This window comes from Microbacterium sp. MEJ108Y, assembly GCF_000834175.1.
Taxonomy (GTDB): domain Bacteria; phylum Actinomycetota; class Actinomycetes; order Actinomycetales; family Microbacteriaceae; genus Microbacterium; species Microbacterium forte.
Map to the genome: position 1 here is coordinate 36,312 of NZ_JXQX01000026.1, position 7,141 is coordinate 43,452.

Below are 7,141 nucleotides of genomic sequence, written 5' to 3' on the forward strand. Positions count from 1 at the left end.
CCCCGCCCTTTCGTGTGTCTCAGCGCAGAACCCAGCTGACGAACGCCAGCAGCTCGGTTGTCACCTTCTCGCGCTGCGCGACGTAGACCGGGTGCCGTCCGGAGCGTTCGGATTCCTCCAAGCTGCCGACCACGTAGCCGAGCGCTTCCAGCTCGCGCAGTGCGTCGATCGTCGTGCTCACGGATAGGCCGGTAGCAGCGGAGATGCGCGCCCGCGTCGCCGGCCCCTCGCTGAGCAGGAACCGCAAGCAGCTCAGTCGCGATTCGTTCTGCACCGCCCGATGCGCCGCCGCAGGCTCGCCCGTAAGACCGGGGATCAGGGGGCGACGGGGCATGCGCTCCATTCTGCCAGCCGTGCTGTCATCACTGTCACTCATCACTAAGCTCTTCCCAGCTTACGGATTATTCGTTAGGCTGATTGTACGGCAGCCAGCCAGGCGGCCGATCCGGACTGTCATAGGTTCGGGTTATCATGTTGAAAAACGCAGGGGGTGCGCATGGCTGAGAACGCCAACGGATCCGCGGGATTCCGCGGGGCTGAAAGAGTCCAGGGATACAGCGAAGCGATCGGAGCGGAGGATGCCGATACTTCGGTATCTCGCCCCGCTGCCGAAACGGAACTTGTCCCCCAAATGGGGGACAACGCGAATAACGCGCAAGTCCCATCATCCGAGCAGTTGCTCGCACGACTGAGTGGCGGGGGAGAGGACGAAGAACTCGCCATGATCGTCCGCGGCTCGCAGGCTGCGGAGCGTGAAGAGGACGCCGCCGCACCAGCTGCCGGCCCCGGCGATCTGCGGTTGCGTAACCGTGAGCGGCCGGCCGATGTGCCGTCGCTCGGCTGGAACAAGTTCCTTCGGACTCTGGGCCTCAAGCCCAAGCCGAATGCCGCTGAGCTGGCGGCATCCGATCTGGGCCGTGCGCGGTCGCTGATCCGGCTTTCGACATGGCCGCGTAGCGTCGGCATCCTGGTCGCGAATCCGAAAGGCGGCGTCGGTAAGACCCCGCTTTCCCTTCTGACGGCGGGCGTGCTCGCGAACATCCGCGGAGGCGGGACGATCGTTCTCGAAGTCTCGGACGATCCCGGCGCGCTCGCAGTGCGAGCCGAGGGGCCGGCCGTTGCCGGCGTCGCGGAGCTGCTGCGGGACATGGACGAGATTCGAGGGGCCGGCCAGCTCGCCGGCTACGTCGCGCAGCAGACGTCATACGCGGCCGTCATCGGCACGGCAGGCGATCGCGAAGCACTGTCGGGGGAGGACGTGAAGCGCATGGCAGCGCTCACGGATACGTACTACCCGGTGCGTGTGATGGACTCCGGTAACCAGCCGTCAAGCGATGCCTTCCACGGCGCGCTAGAGGTCACCGACGTTCTCGTGATCCCTGTGCTCGACGCGCTGCCCGAGCTCAACGGGGCGATGCAGCTGCTTCGTCACCTGCACAAGCTCGGCGGCCGCGCGGCCGACCTTGCCCGGTCGGCAATCATCGTGCGGATGCACGACGGCCGTACCGAGGATCCCGAGGTTCGTTCGTACGCCGATCAGCTCGTGGAAACAGCCGGCGTCGGAGCCGTCGTGCATGTGCCGTTCGATCCGCACATCGCGCAGAGGACCACGCTCAGCTTCGGCCAGCTCAAGCCGGCCACTACAGCCGCGATTACCCAGCTCACCGCGGTGATCGTCTCCCAGCTCAACGCAGCACTCCGAAAGGCAGAATGACCATGAACAACCCGATTGACGGGATCATCCCGGACTTCACCATCTTCGGTGCCGAGTTCACCAACATCTGGCAGAAGCTTTTCGCCGGCCTATGGGGCCTCGCGATCATCGCTGCAATCGTCTTCCTCATCATGGGCCTGTTCAAGCTCGGATCGAGCGGCGAGACGAACCCGCAGGGCGTCGCGGAGGCCAAGAAGCAGATCATCCGTTCCGCCGTCGCTCTCGGCGGCCTGGTGGCTCTCGGCGTCATCGTCGGCGCGGTTATCGCGATCGCATCATGAGCACGCAGCCCGCCGCCCGCCGCCGCTGGCCCTGGTACATCTTGGGCGCAGTGGTCTTCGTGATCGTGGCCGTCGTCGGGCTCGTGTTCTTCACCACGCGCGGCGGCAGCCCCGAGGCCACGCCGCGCCCCACAGCCCCGGCGACGCCCTCCACGTCGGCACCCCCTGCCGTGGAGGGTGTCGACGGTTGTCTAGCCGGCGACGCACGGGCACCACAGACCGTGCTCGACGCTCAGGAGCAGGCACCGCAGACGCCAGAGGGCGCGGTGTCATTCGTCGCCACGTTCTCGCGCTGGGCCGCTCAGAAGCCTGTGGTGCCGGCCGATGAGGTCGCGCAGCTCGACGGCGTGGTGACAACGCTTCCTGACCTTGCCGGCGACGTCGCATCGGCAGATGAGTTCGAAGCCGCTCAGTTCCGCGTTACGACGCTGAACGGGTACTACCGGATCGAGAGCGTCAGTGACACGCGCGTTGTCGTGACGCTGATGCTCCCTCTCGTGATTAACGAGGCCGTCGATCCGACGCTGCGCTACATGCCGTCTGTCGCGGTCGAGTGGACTGACCGCGGATGGGTCATCGTCGAGAACGTCGACACCCCGGATAAGACGTCACTTGGCACAACGGGTGTGGCGTTCACAGGAGGGTGCTGACCCATGCGTTCTCTGAACATCATCGACGACATCGGGAACCTTCCCGATGTGATCGGCGGTGTCGTCAACTTCTGGTCCGACCCGTGGGGCAACATGTACGCTGCCGGCCGCGAGGCCGTCATGAGTCTTGCCGGCACGGTCATTCCCGCGATCACCGAATCGACGCTGCCCGACCTCACGCTGCCGAGCTTCCTCAGCGCATACGCGGTGTCGTTCGCGCTGTCGATCCTGGTTGCGATTCTGCTGCTGGTGGGCCAGTTCGTCCGCACCGCCAGGGGTCGGATGAGCGGCGAAGAGCTGTTCGAGTCCGTCGCCATGTACTTCCCCGGATTCCTCGTCGGCATCAGCTTCGGCCCCGCGATCGGCGTTATGTTCGTCGAGCTGATCCGGGCGCTCTCGCGCAGCATCATCGAGTGGACATATGGCGGCACCGTCCTCGAAATGGTCGACACCTTCGGCAAGGTGGCACTTGAAGACCCGTCTCTGATCGCGGGAGGCGCGTACATCGGGTTCCTGATCATCTGGGCTATGGCGATCGGTCTGCTGATCGTCGTGTGTCTGTTCGTCTTCCAGCTCGTCATCCTCTACTTCTCGGGCGTGCTCATCCCGCTTGCCGTGGTCTACATCGTCGACCAGCAACGCCGTAGCGGCGGCATGGCCGCGGTGAAGATCTGGATCGGGCTGCTGCTCATCCACCCGACGCTGTTTTTCATGCTCGGGTTCGCTTTCCGTCTCACCATCGACTCGATCGGGCAATGGGGCGACGACGGCTTCAAGAACCTGGTCATGCTGCTCGTGGCGATGATCGCAATCTTCCTGGCCGAAATCGCCCCATTCGTTCTCGTTTCGTGGGCCACCAAACATCTAGCCGGCCAATCGTCGTCCGGCAGCGCATCCCCCTCAATGCCGATCGGGGCGCAATCCCTTGCGTCGGCACGCAACAGCGGCGGCTCGACCGTCGCCCCGCGCTCGACCCAAGCCGTTCGAGCGAACGCCACGCCGGCCAACGCCCAAGGGGCGACGGCGAGTATCGGGGCAAAGGGCGTATCGGGCGGCGGCGCAGCTGCCGGCCGCGGTGCAGCCCAAGCAGGTACAGCAACCGCAGGCCGCGGTGCAGCTGCAACCGCCAGTAAGGCAGCTGGGCCAGCCGTCGCCGCAGGCGCGGTCGCCCTCCAGGGCGCGAACACCGTGGGCCGCAAGGTCAACGAAACTGCGCACACTCCGGTGGGAGCCCCGCCGACGCTTGGAAAGGATCGCCCCGAATGAATGAGCAGGAACAGGCTGAGCAGCAGCGCGGCGTCTTTATCCTCGGGGGAGAGGGCAGCCACCGCGGATTCTGGGGAGAGAAGGCGAAGGGCCGCGGATGGGGCGTCGTCATCATCCTCGTCATTGCTTTCATCTTCGTGCCGTCCTTCGGCTGGCCGCCGATCGTCCTAGGCGTCCTCGCCGCAGGCGTGCTCGTGCTGATCACCAGCGCCACGCACAACGGATCGATTCTCGAGCGACGGGTGCGGCGGAAGCGTCACCGCGAGTCTGTGAAGACCCGCAGCGGCGACTACCACCCGTACGACCAGCAGCGCGTCACGATGCTCACGGCCGCACTGGAACAGACGGCGAAGACCAAGGACAAAGCCGAGCGTGCGGCGCGGGTCGAGTGGGCCCGCGAACTGGCCGCTATGCGGGCAACCCCGGACGGTGCAGACGGCATGGGCTGGCTGCAATCAGCTCGGGGAATCCCGGGTATCGCCTGGCACGGCCCCGTAGGCGAAGACCCGTACCTCTCGGTCGCATTCGCGGTCAGCGGTCAGCTGCGCGGGATGGAATCGCCAGACTCCACCCTCCGCAAAGCGGAGGGATTCGGCGCACTGCTCGCCGGCCGTGCGGCGCCGGGTTCGCTGCTGCGCTTCGTCCAGCCGGTGACCCGCATTCTGCCCGCCGACACGGCGCTGCAGGAATGGTGGGTCATGACCAACATCGACGATGAAGCGCCCGAGTGGGCCAAGAAGTCATACGAGGAAGTGCTGATGCTGTCGGGCACCGGGGCGATGGTGCAGCGCCACTACGTGGTCGCGAGCTGGCCCCTCAATGCCCGCTTTGCCGAGAAGGCACGCAAGTTCGGAGAGGGCCGCGACGGCTGGCGGCGGCTCATGGCCGCCGAGATTGAGTCCGCGCAGCGTGGTCTGCACGACGCCTACTTCGGTGAAGCCGTGGCACTTACGGCACGTGGCACCACGGCGGTGATCCGGCACATGCAGAACCCCAGCCGACCGCTCGACCTGGTACGCGACCTCGCACCGACCGACCTCGGAGAGCGCGCCCGCGGGGGCGAGTTCTCCGCACACGTCGTCGAGGGCATCGACCCTGAGACGGGCGCACCGGTCGAGTGGTGGCACCGCACCGCGGCGATCCGCGCCGATCACCTTTCCGTGGCGCAGCGCACCCCGCTGTGGCTGCTGCCGCTGCTCACCGGAAGCAAGCTCGATGTGATCCGCACCGTGAGCTTCCACATCGAGCTGATCCCGGCATCCGAGGCTCGGCGCGCAGCTCGCAAAGACCTGGTGGCCGACATGGCTACTGAGCACGCGCAGACCGCAGGCGGGCGCATTCCGCTCGACGAGGGCAGCGTGCGCGTTCTCGCGGCGCAGCGTCGCCGTAACGACCTCGCAGAAGGCGGCGGCCACCACGGCACCAACTGGATCGGGTACGTCACGATCACGTCGGACAGCAAAGAGCAGCTGGCCTTGGACAGCCGCGAGCTGGAAGAGCTGTGCGACACCGACGCCGGCATTCACCGGCTCGAATGGCTCGACAGCTACCAGTCCGCAGCGAGCGGGCTCACCTGGCCGATCGGTCGCGGAATCAAGCCCGACGAGCCCACATGGGCTGCGCGCACCATGCGCATGCTCGCAGGCAAGGGAGAGAAGGAGGCGATCTCGTGAGCGACACCACAGCATCCGGGCGGCGCTCACGTCGACAGGCACAGGCCGTCGACGTCGAGGAAACGCAGCCCGTCGAGAACGTAGCCGGCGAAATCTCGCCGTACGAACTGCCAGGGCCAGCACGGCGCACGAACGTACGAAAAGCACGGCGCGGCTACTACGCCCCGAAACTGCCCGGAGCGCCGTCGACGACACGACAGGCCACCGTTCTGAACACCGCTCTCATCGGCCCCTCCACGGGCACGCAGGGCGTTGCGAACGGTCGCGACGTCCTGTCGCACAACCTGGTCACACACGACCCGGTGACCGCCTACAACTCAGTGCCGAGGCTGATTTCCTCCCCCAACACGGTTGTGGTTGGGGGAGTGGGTGGCGGTAAGTCGAGCTTCGTCAAAACGGTCTGCGTGATCCGGCCTCTCGTGATCCGCTACCGTCGCGCCGTCATCTTCGACAAGAAGAACCGCGGCGGCGAGGGTGAGTACGCCGAGCTGGTGCGCGAGTGGGGACAGGGCGAACCGATCCGGTTCACCCAGGACGGTTCAGGCTCCCGCCTGAATCTGCTCGATCCGCTCATCGTGAGCCAGATCGGGGACGCCGGCACCTACCGTCTGCTGCACGCGATCATCCGTATTGCCCGTGACGGGGCGCAGCTCGACGTCTGGGATGAGAAGGCAGCTCGCGCAGCCCTGTCCAAGACGCTCGCGACGTTTGACGCCGGCCGCATCGCCACACTGGGCGATATCCTCCCGTGGCTCGGCCGCGTCGACGCAGGCGACGACGACATGTCGCCAGCCTCCCGCGATCGGCTGCACCAGGCCGGCCTCGGCATCCGCTTCACTCTCGAAGGACTGTTGGACGAGTACGGCGGGCTGCTTGACGGCGAGACGAGCAAGGGCGTCGACCTGACAGGCAAGCTCACATCGTTCGATATCTCGCAGCTGCCCGCCGAAGGGCCGTCATCGAACGTCATCCGCGCGATCGGTAACCAGTGGATGCTGGGCCGACTGCGCAGCGATCCGGGCTGGCAGACGACATGCATCAACGAGGAAGGCTGGGACATGGTCGAGGGACCGGCCGCCCACCTTCTGAAATCGAATCAGAAGCTCTCGCGCGGGCTCGGGCTGAACAACGTCTTCGTGTTCCACAAGGGAACCGATATCCCGAAGGACTCACCCGGACAGACCGTGATCAGTGAAGCGCAGTCGATCTACGTTTTCCGGCAGGACCGGAAAGACGACGCCGATTGGGCCGTGCGCACGTTCGGTTTCGATCCCAGCACCGCTGAGGTCTTGCAGACGCTCCAGCCCGGTCACTTCGTCTTCAAGTACGGATCTGTGCCCGAGACGCACGTGCAGCACGTCCGATCTGACATCGAGGTCACCCTGACCGACACCGACGAGGGGATGCGCGGCGACGCCCGCAAGGTGCAGTAATGAAGTCGTTCGGCCTGGCGGTGCTCGGCGGCATCCTTGCCGTCGCTCTCGGCGTGACCTTCCTGTTGGCATCGGTGCAGCGCAGCGACGCATCGACATGCCTCGCGGACCCGTCGAACTACCC

The 7,141-nt window shown here is 65.9% G+C and carries 7 protein-coding genes; 6 read left to right on the forward strand and 1 reads right to left on the reverse strand.

Annotation, left to right across the window (positions count from 1 at the left end):
- Nucleotides 1-19: 19 nt before the first annotated feature.
- Nucleotides 20-334 carry a winged helix-turn-helix domain-containing protein gene (locus RU09_RS12180; RefSeq protein WP_042540910.1) on the reverse strand — a complete coding sequence of 105 codons (315 nt, stop codon included), beginning with the start codon at nt 332-334 and terminating at the stop codon, nt 20-22.
- A gap of 162 nt (nt 335-496) precedes the next feature.
- Here RU09_RS12180 and RU09_RS12185 point away from each other — a divergent pair, with 162 nt between their 5' ends.
- From RU09_RS12185 to RU09_RS12210, 6 genes are read left to right on the forward strand one after another with little or no spacing between them, the layout of a single operon-like run.
- Nucleotides 497-1,714, forward strand: a complete 1,218-nt coding sequence (locus tag RU09_RS12185; RefSeq protein WP_042540884.1) for a hypothetical protein — start codon at nt 497-499, stop codon at nt 1,712-1,714.
- A gap of 2 nt (nt 1,715-1,716) precedes the next feature.
- Nucleotides 1,717-1,995 (forward strand): hypothetical protein, encoded by a 279-nt coding sequence (locus tag RU09_RS12190; protein ID WP_042540912.1) that lies wholly within the window; start codon nt 1,717-1,719, stop codon nt 1,993-1,995.
- Nucleotides 1,992-2,645 carry a hypothetical protein gene (locus RU09_RS12195; RefSeq protein WP_042540886.1) on the forward strand — a complete coding sequence of 218 codons (654 nt, stop codon included), beginning with the start codon at nt 1,992-1,994 and terminating at the stop codon, nt 2,643-2,645. Before RU09_RS12190 ends, RU09_RS12195 begins: the two co-directional genes overlap by 4 nt.
- 3 nt (nt 2,646-2,648) lie before the next feature.
- Complete coding sequence (locus RU09_RS12200) at nt 2,649-3,911, forward strand: hypothetical protein (RefSeq protein WP_042540888.1); 1,263 nt, start codon at nt 2,649-2,651, stop codon at nt 3,909-3,911.
- Nucleotides 3,908-5,584: an SCO6880 family protein gene (locus RU09_RS12205; RefSeq protein WP_042540889.1), complete on the forward strand. Its 1,677-nt coding sequence runs from the start codon at nt 3,908-3,910 to the stop codon at nt 5,582-5,584. Before RU09_RS12200 ends, RU09_RS12205 begins: the two co-directional genes overlap by 4 nt.
- Complete coding sequence (locus tag RU09_RS12210; RefSeq protein ID WP_042540891.1) at nt 5,581-7,017, forward strand: ATP/GTP-binding protein; 1,437 nt, start codon at nt 5,581-5,583, stop codon at nt 7,015-7,017. Before RU09_RS12205 ends, RU09_RS12210 begins: the two co-directional genes overlap by 4 nt.
- Nucleotides 7,018-7,141 lie beyond the last annotated feature (124 nt).

What these genes read in the sequence shown, in the direction of transcription:
- RU09_RS12190 (WP_042540912.1), top strand. Translation starts at nt 1,717, where the DNA reads ATGAACAACCCGATTGACGGGATCATCCCGGACTTCACCATCTTCGGT.
- RU09_RS12185 (WP_042540884.1), top strand. Translation starts at nt 497, where the DNA reads ATGGCTGAGAACGCCAACGGATCCGCGGGATTCCGCGGGGCTGAAAGA.
- RU09_RS12195 (WP_042540886.1), top strand. Translation starts at nt 1,992, where the DNA reads ATGAGCACGCAGCCCGCCGCCCGCCGCCGCTGGCCCTGGTACATCTTG.
- RU09_RS12180 (WP_042540910.1), bottom strand. Translation starts at nt 334, where the DNA reads ATGCCCCGTCGCCCCCTGATCCCCGGTCTTACGGGCGAGCCTGCGGCG.
- RU09_RS12205 (WP_042540889.1), top strand. Translation starts at nt 3,908, where the DNA reads ATGAATGAGCAGGAACAGGCTGAGCAGCAGCGCGGCGTCTTTATCCTC.
- RU09_RS12200 (WP_042540888.1), top strand. Translation starts at nt 2,649, where the DNA reads ATGCGTTCTCTGAACATCATCGACGACATCGGGAACCTTCCCGATGTG.